17 protein-coding genes are annotated in these 14131 nt (G+C 65.1%); 8 read left to right on the top strand and 9 right to left on the bottom strand.

All coding sequences use genetic code 11. The features are described from left to right. Positions 1-25: 25 nt before the first annotated feature. Positions 26-847, top strand: a complete 822-nt coding sequence (locus OH799_RS19180; RefSeq protein ID WP_406282277.1) for a carbohydrate ABC transporter permease — start codon at positions 26-28, stop codon at positions 845-847. Here OH799_RS19180 and OH799_RS19175 read toward each other — a convergent pair. Continuing rightward, positions 844-1254 carry a VOC family protein gene (locus OH799_RS19175; protein ID WP_406265824.1) on the bottom strand — a complete coding sequence of 137 codons (411 nt, stop codon included), beginning with the start codon at positions 1252-1254 and terminating at the stop codon, positions 844-846. The genes OH799_RS19180 and OH799_RS19175 overlap by 4 nt on opposite strands. Positions 1255-1265: 11 nt before the next feature. Further along, positions 1266-2102 carry a helix-turn-helix domain-containing protein gene (locus tag OH799_RS19170; RefSeq protein WP_406265821.1) on the bottom strand — a complete coding sequence of 279 codons (837 nt, stop codon included), beginning with the start codon at positions 2100-2102 and terminating at the stop codon, positions 1266-1268. A 297-nt stretch (positions 2103-2399) separates the two neighbouring features. On the opposite strand from OH799_RS19170, the gene OH799_RS19165 reads away from it, so the two are divergent. Together OH799_RS19165 and ychF are read left to right on the top strand one after the other, a co-directional pair. Beyond that, a complete protein-coding gene (locus OH799_RS19165; protein WP_406265818.1) occupies positions 2400-3326 on the top strand; it encodes a zinc-binding alcohol dehydrogenase family protein in 927 nt (308 codons plus the stop codon). A 261-nt stretch (positions 3327-3587) separates the two neighbouring features. Further along, complete coding sequence (gene ychF, locus OH799_RS19160; protein WP_406265815.1) at positions 3588-4667, top strand: redox-regulated ATPase YchF; 1080 nt, start codon at positions 3588-3590, stop codon at positions 4665-4667. On the opposite strand, the gene OH799_RS19155 is transcribed toward ychF, so the two are convergent. Continuing rightward, positions 4657-5217: a winged helix-turn-helix transcriptional regulator gene (locus OH799_RS19155; RefSeq protein ID WP_406265812.1), complete on the bottom strand. Its 561-nt coding sequence runs from the start codon at positions 5215-5217 to the stop codon at positions 4657-4659. The genes ychF and OH799_RS19155 overlap by 11 nt on opposite strands. Before the next feature lie 87 nt (positions 5218-5304). Here OH799_RS19155 and OH799_RS19150 point away from each other — a divergent pair, with 87 nt between their 5' ends. Continuing rightward, a complete protein-coding gene (locus tag OH799_RS19150) occupies positions 5305-5949 on the top strand; it encodes a dihydrofolate reductase family protein (RefSeq protein WP_406265809.1) in 645 nt (214 codons plus the stop codon). Positions 5950-7012: 1063 nt separating this feature from the next. Here OH799_RS19150 and OH799_RS19145 read toward each other — a convergent pair. From OH799_RS19145 to OH799_RS19135, 3 genes are all read right to left on the bottom strand, one after another. Next, entirely contained in the window at positions 7013-7372 is a 360-nt protein-coding gene (locus tag OH799_RS19145; protein WP_406265806.1) for a hypothetical protein, read from the bottom strand. A gap of 29 nt (positions 7373-7401) precedes the next feature. After that, a complete protein-coding gene (locus OH799_RS19140; protein WP_406265803.1) occupies positions 7402-7668 on the bottom strand; it encodes a hypothetical protein in 267 nt (88 codons plus the stop codon). 73 nt (positions 7669-7741) lie between these two features. Next, positions 7742-8623, bottom strand: coding sequence for an NAD(P)-dependent oxidoreductase (locus tag OH799_RS19135; RefSeq protein WP_406265800.1), 882 nt, complete (start codon positions 8621-8623; stop codon positions 7742-7744). Positions 8624-8672: 49 nt separating this feature from the next. Here OH799_RS19135 and OH799_RS19130 point away from each other — a divergent pair, with 49 nt between their 5' ends. Continuing rightward, positions 8673-9080: a MerR family transcriptional regulator gene (locus OH799_RS19130; protein ID WP_406265798.1), complete on the top strand. Its 408-nt coding sequence runs from the start codon at positions 8673-8675 to the stop codon at positions 9078-9080. A 141-nt stretch (positions 9081-9221) separates the two neighbouring features. On the opposite strand, the gene OH799_RS19125 is transcribed toward OH799_RS19130, so the two are convergent. After that, positions 9222-9713, bottom strand: coding sequence for a nuclear transport factor 2 family protein (locus OH799_RS19125; protein WP_406265795.1), 492 nt, complete (start codon positions 9711-9713; stop codon positions 9222-9224). A gap of 10 nt (positions 9714-9723) precedes the next feature. Further along, positions 9724-10311: an NAD(P)H-dependent oxidoreductase gene (locus tag OH799_RS19120; protein ID WP_357265282.1), complete on the bottom strand. Its 588-nt coding sequence runs from the start codon at positions 10309-10311 to the stop codon at positions 9724-9726. Between the two features lie 136 nt (positions 10312-10447). Between OH799_RS19120 and sigJ the strand changes: the two genes are divergently transcribed. Then, the gene (gene sigJ / locus OH799_RS19115) at positions 10448-11338 is read left to right on the top strand and encodes an RNA polymerase sigma factor SigJ (RefSeq protein WP_406265792.1); all 891 of its coding nucleotides are present in this window, start codon (positions 10448-10450) and stop codon (positions 11336-11338) included. A 295-nt stretch (positions 11339-11633) separates the two neighbouring features. After that, the gene (locus tag OH799_RS19110; protein ID WP_406265790.1) at positions 11634-12299 is read left to right on the top strand and encodes a hypothetical protein; all 666 of its coding nucleotides are present in this window, start codon (positions 11634-11636) and stop codon (positions 12297-12299) included. A gap of 21 nt (positions 12300-12320) precedes the next feature. Here OH799_RS19110 and OH799_RS19105 read toward each other — a convergent pair whose 3' ends face one another. Continuing rightward, positions 12321-12725 carry a spore-associated protein A gene (locus OH799_RS19105; RefSeq protein ID WP_406265787.1) on the bottom strand — a complete coding sequence of 135 codons (405 nt, stop codon included), beginning with the start codon at positions 12723-12725 and terminating at the stop codon, positions 12321-12323. A gap of 511 nt (positions 12726-13236) precedes the next feature. Between OH799_RS19105 and OH799_RS19100 the strand changes: the two genes are divergently transcribed. Then, the gene (locus OH799_RS19100) at positions 13237-14043 is read left to right on the top strand and encodes an NmrA family NAD(P)-binding protein (protein WP_406265784.1); all 807 of its coding nucleotides are present in this window, start codon (positions 13237-13239) and stop codon (positions 14041-14043) included. Positions 14044-14131 lie beyond the last annotated feature (88 nt).

Genomic DNA, 14131 nt, shown 5'->3' with positions numbered 1-14131 from the left:
CCGCAGCCGGGTAGAGCGGGCGATCATGCGGCGGATGGTGCGCGGCGCCGCGGTATACGCCACGCTCGTCGGCGTCGCGTGGTGTGCGCTCGCACCGATCCTGTGGGCGGTGTCCGGGTCACTGAAGCAGGACGGCGAGATCGCCGACGCCACGTTGCTTCCGGAGCGTCCGCGGTGGTCGAACTACGGCAAAGTATTCGACCTGCTGCCGCTGGGCCGGATGCTGCTCAACACCACGGTCTATGCGCTGTGCGTCACGGCGGGACAGGTCTTCTTCTGCTCTTTGGCTGGATATGCCTTTGCCCGCTTGCGTTTCCGGGGACGAGACGTATTGTTCCTCGCTTACCTCGCGACGCTGATGGTGCCACTGACCGTGACGGTGATTCCGCAGTTCCTGCTGATGCGCGGATTCGGCTGGGTGGATACTCCGTGGGCGATGATCGTGCCCGGCCTGTTCGGCAGCGCTTTCGGCACCTACCTGATGCGCCAGTTCTTCCGTACGCTACCGGCGGAACTGGAGGAGGCGGCCATCCTGGACGGCTGCTCCACCTGGCAGGTCTACTGGCGGGTCCTGCTGCCGCACACCCGGCCCGCTCTCATGGTGCTCGCCGTGCTCACGTGGATCACCGTGTGGAACGACTTCCTCTGGCCGCTGGTCATGATCCAGCGCAACGATATCGCCACCGCCACACTGGGTCTGGTCCGGCTGCAAGGCCAGTACCATACCCAGTGGCCCATCCTCATGGCCGCCGCGGTCGTCATCCTGCTTCCGCTGCTAGTGATCTATGCGATCGGCCAGCGCGCGTTCATTCGCGGCATCGCCATGTCGGGACTCGGCGGTCGTTAGGAACCCCAGTAGGTGCCGAAGCTCCAGAGGTTGCCCTCCGGGTCACGAACGGTGAAGCCGCGCGAGCCGTAGTCCTCGTCGCGCAGGCCGCGGACCAGCTCGGCGCCCGCGGCGGTGGCCCGGGAGAACAGGGCGTCGGGGTCCTCGCAGACGATGTAGACCGAGTCGTGGCCGGGCGGGCGGGTGCCGAACGCGCTGTCGTCCTTGCCCGCCGAGCCGAACATGATGCCGCCGCCCAGGGGCCAGCGCAGTTCACCGTGTTCGACGATCGATGGGTCGTCCGCACTGGCGTAGAGCGCGGTCTGCTGGAAGCCGAACGCCTCGACGAGGAAGGTGGCCATGGCGTGGGCGTCGCGGAAGATCAGGGTTGGCCAGACGGCGGTTCGGGTGCTGGTTTCAGTAGTCATGTCGCTCATCGTCATCCCGCGGACCCCTCGGAGTCTTGGACGGATGGAATCTCCTCGGCCAGCCATCTCGTCGGGCTGGTCCCGGCCAATTCGGCGAAGTCGCGATCGAGATGAGCCTGGTCGTAGTAGCCGCAGGCAGCGGCAACCTGTGCGATGGTGACGAACGACGGCGGGTGCTCGAGCATCCGCCGCGTCCGCTCGAACCGGGTGATCCTGGCCGCCAGCTTCGGGCTCAGGCCGAATTCCCGGCTGAAGCGGCGGGTGAGATGCTGCCTGCTCCACCCGATCTCCTCGGCCAGCGGGCCGACCGAGATGCCGCCGCGGGAACGGACCATGGTGCGCCATGCCCACGTCAGCTCGGGGCCGACGGTGCGGTCCGGGTCGGCGAGTGCCGAGAGGACCCGGTCGCACGCCGCGAAGCGTTCCGGCCACGTCGGCGCATGCTGCACACGCTCCCAGAGTTCCAGACCCGCGGGCCCGGCCAGGTCGGCGAATTCGATCGACGTGTCCCACAACGCCGCCGCGGGCATGCCGAACAGAGTGCGGCAGCCCAGCGGTGTCAGCTCAACGGCCACGCCTTCCTGGTGTCCGTTGTGCGCGATGAGCGCAGTGCTCGCCTGTAGACCGCTCACCACGCAGCGGTAGTCCTGCGGGGACTGACGCGGATCGGTCTGCTCGACGACATCGATGGTGGGACCGACGGCGACGATGAAAGTCATGTGCCGCGAGGGCAACCCGCGATGCACCGCCGCGGCGAACCCGAACATGCGGTAGCCGACGTAGCGGTCGATGAACGCCGCCAGCATTGGTGCCGGACGCGCCGTCACCACTTCTGTGGTCGGCTCCATACCGGTCACGCTACGCCGCACCTCGCCTACCGCAAGATGAACTCGGCGAAGGTCTCCGATGCGACGGCGATGAGTTCGCGCCGTCGGCGTGCTTGCGGATCGCCGCCTCATCGGTGGCCGGATCGAGCAGGTAGGTGGCGAAGTCGTCGCGGGTGATGTCGATGACGCACACCACGTGGGCAGGTTCTGCGCGGGTGCCGGCCAACGGTGAGATCGAGCACTCCCGCACGTAATGGGGCGTGGCTGCGCGCTGTGATCCGGTTACCGTTGCGCCTTCTAACGATTTCTGGAGGTGCGATGCGGCGGGTGCAATACGAGCGCAGCGGTAGTCCCGAAGTGCTCGAACTCGTCTCGGTCGAGCTGCCGACGCCCGGGCCGGGGGAACTCCTGGTACGCGTCGACGCGGTCGGGGTGACCTTGCCGGTGGTGCGGAAGGTGCGCGAGCAGCGCGAACCGATCGCGTTGGGTGGCGAGATCGCCGGTGAGGTGGTCGCGGTCGGCGAGGGCGTCGACGGGTACGCGCCTGGATATCGGGTCACCGGCTTGGTGTTCGGGCACGGCTACGCCGACTATGCGCTGCTTTCGGCGGCCATGGCCTCGCCGATTCCGGACGGAGCTTCGGCGGTCGACGCTGTCGCGCTGGTACGTAGTGGCCTGGTCGCGCTCGGTGCGCTCGACGCCGCGTCCCCGAAGGAGGGGGAGTCGGCACTCATCACCGCCGCCGCGAGCGGAGTCGGACACCTCGCGGTCCAGTTGGCGCGGGTGCGCGGCGCCGCACGGGTAGTCGGTGCGGTGTCGAATCTCGCCAAGGCGGAGTTCGTGCAGAACCTCGGCGCCGACGAGGTGGTCGAGTACAGCCAGGAGTCCTGGGGCGCTCCGACCGACTACGTGTTGGACGCCGTCGGCGGTGACCTGCTCACACCGGCTATCGCGGCCATGGCTCCCGGTGGACGTCTGGTCGCCTACAGCTCCGGTGGCGGAACCATCCAGGCATACGACCTGCTCGTCGGCGCCAAATCGGTGATCGGCTTCCAGATGGCCCGCATCGCTCGGGGGCGGCCCGATGTGTATGAGCAGTGGCGTCAGGAGCTGTGGCAGTACTACGCGTCGAGCCAGTTGCGCCCCGCCGTGCACGCAGAGTTCGCGTTGGAAGACGCGGCCGAGGCGCACGCCGTTATCGAGGGGCGGCGCAACCTCGGCAAGGTTGTTCTGATCCCCGGATAGCGTCGTTTCGTCGGCGGCTCGCGGGCCGGAGCTCTCATGGGCGTGGTCCGTCGGGTTGGTCCGGCGAATGTTGGTCGGCGGGTTCGCGTCGGATTGGTACGGAGTGGTGGGGGTGTCGCAGCCTGTCGAGTTCGTGTGCCTGTCGTGTCGGGTTGACGCCGCAGATGGTCAGTTGGTGCTGTGTCGCTTCGCATCGGCAGGTGATCGCTTCGGGTGGGCGCAGGGTGGAGCGGTCCGTGTGCCGCGTAGACTCTGTTCCTCGTGAGTCTCACCCTCGGAATCGTCGGCCTGCCCAACGTCGGAAAGTCGACGCTGTTCAACGCGTTGACCAAGAACGACGTGCTCGCCGCGAACTACCCGTTCGCGACCATCGAGCCGAACGTCGGCGTGGTCCCGCTGCCCGATCCGCGGCTGAACCGACTGGCCGAGATCTTCGGTTCCGAGCGTATCGTGCCCGCCACCGTGTCGTTCGTCGATATCGCGGGCATTGTGAAGGGTGCTTCCGAGGGTGCGGGACTCGGTAACAAGTTCCTTGCCAACATCCGTGAGGCCGACGCCATCTGTCAGGTGGTGCGAGTCTTCGCCGATGATGACGTGGTGCACGTCGACGGCCGTGTCGACCCGGCCGCCGACATCGAAGTGATCGAGACCGAGCTCATCCTCGCCGACCTGCAGACCTTGGAGAAGGCGGTCGTGCGGCTGGAGAAGGAAGCCAGGGTCAAGAAGGAACGCAAGCCCGTCGCCGACGCTGCCAAGGCGGCGCAGGAGATCCTCGACAGCGGCACCACCTTGTTCGCGGCGAGCGATAAGGTGGATACCGAACTCCTGAAAGAACTTTCGCTGCTCACCACCAAGCCGTTCCTTTACGTCTTCAACGCCGATGAGTCGGTGCTCACCGACGAGGCGAAGGTCGCGGCGCTGACAGCTTCTGTGGCTCCGGCTGATTCGGTGTTTCTCGATGCGAAGGTGGAAGCCGAACTGCTCGAGTTGGACGAGGAGTCGGCTATCGAACTGCTGGAGTCCATCGGCCAAGCCGAGCCTGGTCTGCATGCTCTGGCCCGTGCGGGTTTCCACACCCTCGGCTTGCAGACCTACCTCACCGCGGGCCCGAAAGAGTCGCGCGCCTGGACAATTCACCAGGGTGACACCGCACCCAAGGCGGCTGGCGTCATTCACACCGATTTCGAACGCGGATTCATCAAGGCCGAAGTCGTGGCATTCGACGATTTGGTCGCGGCCGGGTCCATGGCTGCCGCCAAGGCTGCGGGCAAGGTGCGGATGGAAGGCAAGGACTACGTCATGGCGGATGGCGACGTGGTCGAGTTTCGCTTCAACGTGTAGTCGCGTTTCGGTTCGAGCTTGCTGGTTCGGGCGCGTCGCTGCCACTGGACCATGCCCCCGCTCTCTCTGTGGCGGCCTCGAACGCGTGCTGCAGTCGTTCGGACGCAAGGGGGCGTTCGGGGGCAGGTCGCGGAATGCCGAGGTGAATCTCGCGGAGCTCGTCCATGAGGTCGTCGACTAGGTCGGGGGACTCGGCCAGGATGCGAGCGCGCACGCTCAATGCGTGTGACGTGGCTCGATGATGCATGCCCCAGGTCCCGAGGGCCACCATCACCGGAACCGTCTGAATCCCTGCCTCGGTGAGTGAATACGCCGCCCGCTGCCCCCGCGTCGCATCGTCACGAGACAGCAGGCCCTCCTCGACCAGATTTCGGAGGCGGTTGGCGAGGATGTTCGACGCGATGCCTTCGTCGTTGCGCGTCAGGAGCTCGCGGAAGTGTCGGCGACCGCCGAAAACGATGTCGCGAAGCACGATGAGGCTCCAGGCGTCGCCCAGCACCTCGACCGCCGCATTGATCGCGCACCCTGATCGGGGTTGTTCTCTCACCATCCGACCTCCAAAGTGATTGCAGATAGAAATCACTCTACGCTAGGATGCGAGTGATTTCATTTTGCAACCACCTGTCTTGGAGCCATTATGTCCCGTACGCGAGTCCACAACCTCTTCGTCTCCTCGGACGGGTATGCCGCCGGTGATCACGTGACGCTCGAAGCGCCGATCGGCGGAGCGGGGGCGCTCTTCGGCAAGTTCGACGGACGTGTCATCCACGGCATTCACGGAATCGACGAACCGGTGACCGTGGACCGCGCCATGTTCAGCATGTGGGGCCAGGGTGTCGGGGCGGAGATCATGGGTCGTCGCAAGTTCGGCCCGCAGGCGGGCGAATGGCCGGACGACGGCTGGACGGGATGGTGGGGAGATGCGCCGCCCTTCCGCACCCCGGTCTTCGTTCTGACCCATTTCCCGCACGAAGCACTCGAGTTCGACAACGGCACCAGTTTCCACTTCGTGGATGCCTCGCCGCAGGAGGCGCTTCGCTTGGCGCAAGATGCAGCCGCCGGGTTGGACGTCCGGATCGGCGGCGGGCCGTCCACCGTGAGTGAGTTCCTCCAGGCCGATCTCATTGATTTTCTGCACGTGTCGATCATTCCGATCGTGCTCGGTGCTGGTGTTCGGATCTGGGATCACCTCACTGGCTTGGAAGAGCGATTCAGTGTTGAGTCCATCAGCACATCCAGCGGTCTGACGCATCAGCTGTGGAACAGAAACCGCAGCGAGTGAGAGCGCGGTGGCTCGGGTCGGTGGCTTTGGTTCCCACGCTCGAGCCGGAGTCCCGGTACGGCTGGGGCGGCCCCGTGACGCCGCCCGATATATAATCATGGCAGTCACCAGCGTCGACCTGGATCCGCAGCTCATCGAGCGTGCCCGAGCGCTCACGGGCGAGCGATCGAACCGAGCCGTCCTCGTCGAGTTCTGCTTCAACGTCTAGCTCACAATCTACGTTGATGCCTGCCAGATCATCAAGCTCAGACGTTTCAGAAGCCGGATGATATCGCTATGGTTGGAGTGAGAAGAATGTGGTCTGCGGCATTCGGCACTGCCGCAAACTCAAAAAAAGACGGCTCTAAGTGTCGTCGTTCAGCGTAGAAACATGATCGTCCACAGGTGTGATGTCGATCCAACGGATACGAGTCTCGTATTATCATTGAATTCGGGCGACGCAATAGTTGGGATCGACTCGATAGAAGGTGTCGTTACCGGTTTCGAAAGGATCTTGTGAGCTATATAGAGGGGATAGATTAACGGAGGTCAGTAAGAACATGCGGGCCGGGAAGGGGCCTCTGGCAAGGAACGAGCGTTTCGGACGAAGCTTGCGGAGCGAGATGTGAACTTCGATGAGATGCGGAGGACTTGTGCCTTCCTTACTCCTCGGCAAGCGTTGTGCCGGTCGGTCTTCGATGCAGTGCACGCACGGCAGTGGCCGTAGGTCGATCTGGTCGAGTTCCATTTCGACGGACCTCAACACTGAAGGTATGAGGCCCGATGTATTCCGGACCGTGCCTTGGCTTTGTCGCGATTCTCCAGTTTCGCACCAGGGGTGCCCTGCGATGCCTGTGCGAGGCTTGTACAAACGAGCCGAAAATCTTACTCGCCAACGGGTTCGGCATCAGCGGGAAACGGCGGTCATTCCCGATCAGAATAATGGTGCCGGTCGATATCCCGGGCTACCTGTGCATGTCGGGCGCGGACGCTCGTAACAGTCCCTTCCATGAGCCTGTGGCTGGACGGTACCTCGACCAGGGGATCGGACCGGCTGCTGCGACGTCGGAACCTGAGTGGGAGGTCAGACCGTGCGGATGACGGGGGCAGGCTTGATGTCCTGGGCGTCGATGAGGGCCCGGATGTCGTCCGGGTCGGAGGTCCAGATGATGCCGCCGAGACGGGCCGCCATGGTGACGACGGTGGCGTCGACGATATCTGCGGTGCCTGCCTTGCCGCAAAGAATGCCTGCCGCTTTGGCGGTTTCGAGATCGACGGGCACGACGTGGCACCCGGCAAGAAACTTGCCGAGCCTGACCTGGCGACGAGAATCCCGCCATGCCTGGCCGACGACGACGGAGGGGACATGGATGTCGCGCCCGTCCTCGAGAGCCAGGCTGTGGCGAGCCCACATGCGCCGGTCGTCGTTGTCGATGGCGATCAATGTCCCGGCGTCGTACAGGTAGGGGATGTTCACGCGGCCGAGGTCCCGGAGCTGCTGAGATACTCGGCGTCGGCGTCGGCCAGGTCGACGCGGGCGGCGGCGAGTTCCTCCGGCGTGAACGCGCCGTGCTCTGCCTGCCACTCCTGCACCACGGCCCGGCCGGCTCGCCACCGCAGCTCCCGTTCGGCTGCCCCGGCGACAAGTCGGGAGAGCGGGATGCCTTCCTCCTCGGCGGCTCCGGCCAGCGCTTCGACCAGCGATTCATCTAGGGTGATAGTAACCTTCTTGGTGGCCATACAATCACCATAGCGCAGTATGGCCTCGCTGCCCATTTATCGGCATCGGGAGGTCGGCCCAGTCGCACTGAAGTCAGTCGTTGCCGGGCTTGCCGAATTCTTCGATCAGCACGGGGTACTGCTCTCCACCGTGTCCGGCCGCGATCGCGCGGTCGGCCATCGCCTTGATCAGCCTGGGCAATTCGGCGTTGATCGCCAATGCCTCGCTCTCCTCGATCAGGTGTTCCATTGCCCGTGCGTCGGTCTCCAGGGCTGACACCTCTGCTGGAAAGGAGCCGTGGTCGATCTGTTCGGCATATCCGGGCAGCCATTCGGCCACCCCGGCGGCGATCCGCTGAGCGAACGGCGCATACGTCGCGGCGTCGACGCCGGCGGTCCTGAGCAGGGCGGTGCCCTGGAGCCAGGCGTTGAGAACACTCCACATCATGGCCAGCCCGGCCACGTCGTACAGGGACGCCAGCCCGTGGTCCGCACCGAGGTAGGTGACGGTGCCGAGCGATGTGAGAGCTTCCTTGTGCACCTCGAAATCCGATTGCGGCCCGCTGTGCAGAATCACGGCCTCGTCGGTTCCGATCGCCGAGGGAATTGCCATGATGGCGCCGTCCAGATAGCGGGCTCCGCGCTGTTCGGCCCATCGGGCGGCCTCCCGTGCCTGGGGCGAATTGCCCGAGGTCAGGTTGATCAATTGCATACCGTCCAGCCCGATTTCGTTCGCGCCGAAGAGCTCTCGCATGGCCTGGTAGTCGGTGACGCAGATGATCGCCGGCGATCCTGCTGCGAGCGCGTCGCCGACCGTCGGCGCGAGCCGTGCACCCTCTGCCACCAAACGGGCGGCCTTGGAAGTCGTACGGTTCCACACGGTGGTGGGATGCCCGGCTTTCAGGAACGCGCGAGCGAGTGCTCGGCCCATCAGTCCGAGGCCGATGACTGTCACGGGTGTATCGGTTTTGTTCATGGCAGTATCGTCAACGTTGATACCGGTGTGAAGGTCAAGTGAGGTTTCGATGCGGATCGGAGAACTGGGTCGTCGGACGGGCGTCAACACCCATCAACTGCGCTACTACGAGGCTCAAGGCCTGCTGGTGGCCGACCGCCGGGCCAATGGCTACCGCGACTATGACGACAACGCCGTGTTGCGGGTGAAGCAGATCCGGCACTTGCTCGGTGCTGGGCTTTCCTCCGAGGACATCGCGTACTTGCTGCCCTGCGCGGTAGGAGAAGCGCCGAAGCTGCCCGGGTGTCCAGAGTTGCTGACGGCTATGCGATCCCGGCTACGGCGATTGGACGACCAGATCGACAGGCTCGCGCAATCGCGCGACGCTCTCGCCGACTACATCGATGCGGCCGAGCGGAGGGGCAGCGAAAGCTATCCGCCCTTCGATGATTCTGATCTGGCGACCGTCCCCGCTTGACCTCTCGGGGTGCTGGCCGAGCCGTGCCAACTATCGCTCACTCCGACGTCGGGACCTGATCTACCGCCGACGAGGCCAGTGGGACGCGATGCTGCCCAAGGGGACTGCTTGTGGTTGTGGCGGCCCCGCGGGCAGCGAGGATCACCCGTGTAGGTGCACAGCGGATACGTCCACACCTAGTCCGTTCTCTCCCGGCGGCGAGCCCGCCAACGGCGAGTTGTCGAGGTATCGGATCTCGTAGACCCGTTCGGTGAACCTCCAGCCCTCGGCTGTTCGCCGGTAGCGATCGTGGTAGATCGCGTAGTTCAAATGTGAACTACCGTTTCGCAACCGGCCGAACTCACAGATGTGGGCGCGGCCGGAGGCGGTGTCGCCGTCGATTTCGATCACGCCGGGATGGGTGTGCTGAACGAAGTAGTCCCAGGCGTCTTGCATTCGCCGCATTCCGGTCTGGAATTCGGCGCGGCCGGCGAGTTCGATACCCGCGTCGGGGATGCGTAGCACCCCATCGTCGGCGAACAGTGCCGCCAGGCGGTCGAAGTCGCGCATCATCACCGCATCGGTGAATTCACCGCCGAGCGCTTCGATCTCGATACGGTCGGCGAGTGACCGAAAGTCGTGTGTTGTCAGCATGATCGGCTCCTCAGGAATTGATGAGAGTGGTTTCGGCGCCGGCCCGCCGTAACGGCGCGAGCGCGGCGCTCCATGCGAGGACCTGATCCAGCAGCGTGTTCAGAGCTGTGGTGTGGTGGTCGCCCGGTGTGAAGACGGTGTAGTTCTCGAAATCGGTGAGGACCGAGATCGCGACCTGGTGGCTCACATCGGCCATGCGCAGCGCGCTGCAGACCAGTCGCAGATGCTCCACCGCCCGGACGCCGCCACCCGCGCCGTAGGAGACGAATCCGACCGCCTTGTCGGCCCACTGCGCGAACAAGTGGTCGATGGCGTTCTTCAACACTCCGGGGGCCGAGTGGTTGTACTCAGGGGTCACCATCACGAACCCGTCGAACGGGGCGATCCGCTCGGCCCAGGCGCGGGTGTGCTCATGTACGGAGGGGCCGAACATCGGCGCCACCGGCTCGTCCAGATGCGGTAGCGGGTGGTCGCGCAGGTCGATCAGTTCGAACTCGGCGTCGCCGCGCCGCGATGCCGTGTCCAGAACCCACCGGGCGACCTGCGGACCGTTGCGGTTAGGCCGGGTGCTGCCGAGAATGATGCCGATTCTGATCATGTCCGGAACTCCTGCTCTGCTGAAAGTGTCACGACCTTCCGACGACGCAGACGGCTGGAATGTCAGGCGGTCTCACAATTCGGGTCGCTGTTTCGTCAATTAGGTGAGGGCCGCATCGACCGAAGGAGCCGACACCATGACCGATCCGAACCTGCGCTCGGTGATCAGCGAACGCCGTCAGCTGATCAATCTCGCCTACCGGCTGCTCGGCTCGCTGGCCGAGGCCGAGGACGTGGTGCAGGAGACCTACGCGCGCTGGTACGCGTTGTCCGAGCGGCAGCGGCAGGATGTGGCGGCGCCCGGCGCTTGGCTGACGACGGTCGCCGGCCGCATCTGCCTCGATCTGCTCGGTTCGGCGCGAGCCAGGCGGGAGCGGTACGTGGGCGAATGGATTCCGGAGCCGGTACCCGACCGTTCCGAATGGCTCGGTGGTCCCGCCCCCTGCGACCCCGCCGACCAGGTCACCCTCGACGAGTCGATCAGTATGGCCTTCCTCGTCGTGCTGGATTCCATGACGCCGGCCGAGCGGGTGGCGTTTGTCCTGCACGACGTCTTCCGCTACTCCTTCGCCGAGGTCGCCGACATCGTTGGGCGCACCCCCGCGGCCTGCCGCCAGCTCGCCTTCTGCGCCCGCCGCCGCATCCGTACGTCGCAGGGCCCGTCGAGCACCCAGCGTGCCGAGGTGGTCAGGGACTTCAAAAGAGCCTGGGAGACGAGGGATATCGAGACCCTGATCAATTTGCTCGATCCGCAGGCGACCGCGACTGCCGACAGCGGCGGCCTGGCCCCGGCTTTCCGCCACCCGATTACCGGCGGCGAGCAGATCGCCCGCGCCTGGATCGAAATCGCCGCCCTGGGCCCCGAGGTGACGCTGCTCGAGCGCACGGTGAACGGCCAACCCGGCCTGGTGGCGCAGCTCGCCGACACCATCGTGTCGGTCTACGCCTTCGACATCGCCGACGGCAGGATCACTCGCCTCTGGGCGATCCGCAATCCGGAGAAACTACGGCCATGGAAAGCGGGCTGAACTGCGGTGATCACGCGACGGCGAGGAACGACGATAATGTTTCGTCGGACCACAGCCGAGTGTGGAGGTCGGCCTGCTACCACACGGCCCGGGCGACTGGCGCCGCCTCGCACTTCGATCCCGCTACGACCGCGAGCCGCCACCGGCGAAGTCATCGGATCCATCAGTGGAGAAGCCGATCCACTGAATTCGGCGAGATCGAGCACAGACCGGCAGGGTGGAGTCTGCCTTGAACGAAATGCAGTGGGATGCTTGCCGTTCCGTGTGTGTCTGTGCGTGCCGCTAGTCTGCTGGCATGGTCGGACCGGACTCGGCGCTGCGCCGACTGATGCGTGAGACTGGGAAGCTGCTGCAGCCGTACGGCTTTCACGGCTCGGAGGCAATGTGGGTGCGAGTCATGCCGGGGGGTGTGGCGGCGGTCGGCCGCACCCGGACACTGCGCACCTGGACTGGCGGGCAGCAGGTACTCGGATTCGGCCTGTGCCTGAGCGCTACACCGACTGCCTGGTGGGAATTTCGGAACTGGTGCAACGCGCAGCGGGGTCTTCCGCTCACGCCGCTCGAGCAGGCGACCGGCCCAGGCCTGATCAGCGACCACGGCATGCCGGATGATCTGACCGAGTTGTGGTCCCTGCGGCTCGATCCGACACAACCGGGCCGGCACGTGCTGCAGACAGACGTCGATGCCATCCGCGCCGAGCTGCCCCGGCGCGTGCACGCCTACGCGCGCCGGGCGCTGCGGCTGTTGGAACCGGACCGGTACCTCGACGAACTGTTGGCCGACCCGGAACCGCGGATCGCGACCTGGGAGGCGATCGTCGTCCTGCTCGCCGACCGCGGACCAGGACCGCAACTGGACGACGCATTCATCCAACTCCGGGCGTGCCTCTCGGACCGGGACGAGTCGGCCTACGCGGAGAACATCATCGCGTACGCACGAGCCCGTACCGGCCTGGTTTGAGCAGGTACGGGCACGTGCCGTTCAGCCGCAGTGCACTTTGAATACCTGCCACTCGTCGTCACCGATGAGGCCGCCCCAGTCGATGCATTCGCCCTTTGCCTCGACCTTCACCGGACCCGCGAACTCGGTGTATTTGGCGTCGTCGACGACTACGGCGCGACGATCCCCTGACCGCCGGAGCCCGGCGCCCATCCGCACGGGTTTCCCCGGCTGGTCCCGGACGGTGACAACGCAATTGTTCTTACCGTTAAAGGTCAGAAAGGCGGTGCCACCGACGAGGTCGTGCGAATCGATCACGTCATATCCCTTACCGCACTGACCACCGTAGGTTGCCGCGGATGCCGTCGCGGGGAGGAATACCGCCATCCCGGCAGTGATTCCGACTACGCTCGCACACACGGCAATTGTCTTCTTGGCGTTGATCACGTAGAAACCTCTTCTTCTTGACGTGCAGTCTCGCGTACGCGGGTAGCGCAAGATCTCCGAACGGCGCTCGACGCTATTGACACACCGTCGAGGGCTTACCAGAAGAAACGCTGTGCACCACATGATGGTTCACTCTGTTTCGAAATTTCCCGTTCCCCCGTGGAAGTCTCGGACGACCGCAACCGACTCGCACCGCCCGAGAGTGATTCCATCTGCGTCAGTAGTTTGTCGTCGCGATCTGCGATCCCAGCAGGGATGCTGTCACCATCGGCCGTGCGGGCCGACCGACGATCTGTCTCGGCGCGGGTCTGACCAAGGAGAGGTTGGGCAGGGCTGGAGGAGTGGGCAGGCGCGGAAGCCCGATACTTTTCGGGCAATGGCGCTACAGCCGCACCAGCCGATGACTAGTAGCGAAGTAGTCACTCGCGCCCGAACGCGGTATCGCCGGCGAGCATCGCTTGACCTCAATGCTTGTTGAGGTTATAGCGTTGCGCTCGGAAAGGAGCTCACTGTGACGATATTGGTAACGGGCGCAACGGGAAACACCGGACGGCAGGTGGTGGCCGAGCTGCTGCGGAGGGGTCGAGCAGTGCGTGCGCTGACCCGCGATCCACAGCGCGCCGCGAATTTACTGCCTGCGGGTGTGGAATTGGTGGCGGGCACCCACACCGAGCCGGGCACACTCGACGCCGCGCTGGACGGTGTCACCGGGCTGCACATCACCGTGACCGCCGGAGTGGCCGAGACCGGACCCGAGTTGGTCCGCCGGGCGGTGTCCGCCGGCGTCGAGCGCATCACCATCCTGTGGGGCGGGTACGTCGGCGCCGCGGAAACCGCGGTCGCGGACTCGGGTGTGGCCTGGACGAGGCTCGAGCCGCAGGAGTTCATGTCCAACGCACTCACCTGGGTCGACTCGATCCGAGCAGAGGCCGTGGTGCGTGAGCCTTTCGACTTCCCCAGTGCGATTGTGCACGAGGCCGATATCGGCGCGGTGGCCGCGACCGCCTTGATCGAAGACGGGCACGCGGGCCGGGCGTACAACCTCAACGGACCTCAGGCGCTGACCACGAGTGAGCGCGTCGCGATGGTCGCCGACGCGCTAGACCGGGACCTCGCGTTCGAACAGATCGGCAATGAGCAGGCGATCGAGCGGTTACAGCAGAAAGGGGTGTCGCGGGCCGACGCCGAGTACGTCGTCGGCTGGTACGCCGATCCGCCGGAGTCGGCGCGGACTCCGGATGGCACCGTCGAGCGGATACTCGGTCGGCCCGCCCGCACTTTCGCGGAATGGGTGACGGAACACAAAGATCGTTTCTGAGCGCCGAGCGATCTGCTTGCTCGGCTCGGAGAGAAACCCCTAGCCCAGCACATGCGTACCACTTGTGATCGGTCGCGCCGCCGTGGGA

Origin of the sequence: Nocardia sp. NBC_00881 (assembly GCF_045207455.1) — a bacterium.
GTDB lineage: Bacteria > Actinomycetota > Actinomycetes > Mycobacteriales > Mycobacteriaceae > Nocardia.
Note: the sequence above shows the minus strand (reverse complement) of the source record. Positions and strands in the feature narration are given on the sequence as shown.

Excerpts from the sequence above, each read along its gene's own strand:
- OH799_RS19180 (WP_406282277.1), top strand. The coding sequence starts at position 26 with ATGCGGCGGATGGTGCGCGGCGCCGCGGTATACGCCACGCTCGTCGGC.
- OH799_RS19175 (WP_406265824.1), bottom strand. The coding sequence starts at position 1,254 with ATGACTACTGAAACCAGCACCCGAACCGCCGTCTGGCCAACCCTGATC.
- OH799_RS19170 (WP_406265821.1), bottom strand. The coding sequence starts at position 2,102 with ATGGAGCCGACCACAGAAGTGGTGACGGCGCGTCCGGCACCAATGCTG.
- OH799_RS19165 (WP_406265818.1), top strand. The coding sequence starts at position 2,400 with ATGCGGCGGGTGCAATACGAGCGCAGCGGTAGTCCCGAAGTGCTCGAA.
- OH799_RS19155 (WP_406265812.1), bottom strand. The coding sequence starts at position 5,217 with ATGGTGAGAGAACAACCCCGATCAGGGTGCGCGATCAATGCGGCGGTC.
- OH799_RS19150 (WP_406265809.1), top strand. The coding sequence starts at position 5,305 with ATGTCCCGTACGCGAGTCCACAACCTCTTCGTCTCCTCGGACGGGTAT.
- OH799_RS19140 (WP_406265803.1), bottom strand. The coding sequence starts at position 7,668 with ATGGCCACCAAGAAGGTTACTATCACCCTAGATGAATCGCTGGTCGAA.
- OH799_RS19135 (WP_406265800.1), bottom strand. The coding sequence starts at position 8,623 with ATGAACAAAACCGATACACCCGTGACAGTCATCGGCCTCGGACTGATG.
- OH799_RS19130 (WP_406265798.1), top strand. The coding sequence starts at position 8,673 with ATGCGGATCGGAGAACTGGGTCGTCGGACGGGCGTCAACACCCATCAA.
- OH799_RS19125 (WP_406265795.1), bottom strand. The coding sequence starts at position 9,713 with ATGCTGACAACACACGACTTTCGGTCACTCGCCGACCGTATCGAGATC.
- OH799_RS19120 (WP_357265282.1), bottom strand. The coding sequence starts at position 10,311 with ATGATCAGAATCGGCATCATTCTCGGCAGCACCCGGCCTAACCGCAAC.
- sigJ (WP_406265792.1), top strand. The coding sequence starts at position 10,448 with ATGACCGATCCGAACCTGCGCTCGGTGATCAGCGAACGCCGTCAGCTG.
- OH799_RS19110 (WP_406265790.1), top strand. The coding sequence starts at position 11,634 with ATGGTCGGACCGGACTCGGCGCTGCGCCGACTGATGCGTGAGACTGGG.